Origin of the sequence: Nocardia alni, from assembly GCF_019038435.1 — a bacterium.
Taxonomy (GTDB): Bacteria; Actinomycetota; Actinomycetes; order Mycobacteriales; family Mycobacteriaceae; genus Nocardia; species Nocardia alni.
Map to the genome: position 1 here is coordinate 1 of NZ_JAGPOX010000353.1, position 443 is coordinate 443.

General features: G+C 75.6%; 1 protein-coding gene. It reads left to right on the top strand.

Annotated elements, in window-relative coordinates:
- The coding region (locus tag JZ791_RS47435) for an ATP-binding cassette domain-containing protein (protein ID WP_216903977.1) at nucleotides 1-443 on the top strand (443 nt) is incomplete at both ends.

Here is a 443-nt window from a genome sequence, read left to right on the forward strand (position 1 = left end):
GTTCGGCGGCATGGATCTGCGCATCGCGCCGGGCGCCACGCTGCTGCGGGGTGGCGACGGCCGGGGCAAGACCACGCTGCTGCGGATCATCGCCGGCCAGCTGCATCCCCGGCAAGGGCGCATCGACGCGGGGACGCGCGACGTGTTCTGGATCGATCCCCGCAGCGACGGCGCGGAGGGCGGAGGGCCCGCCGCGCAGCAGACGCCGGAAGATTGGTGGGCCGCGCAGGCGGCGCGCCGCCCGGGCTGGAGTGCCGATGCGCTGGCGGCCCACGTCCAGGGTTTCGGGCTGGCCGGGCATGCCGGCAAGCGCATGGAGCAGCTTTCCACCGGCACGCGCCGCAAGGTGCTGCTCGCGGCCGGCTTGGCGAGCGGCGCGGCACTGGTGCTGGTGGACGAGCCGGTCGCCGGGCTGGACCGCGCCTCGATCGCCTATCTGCGGC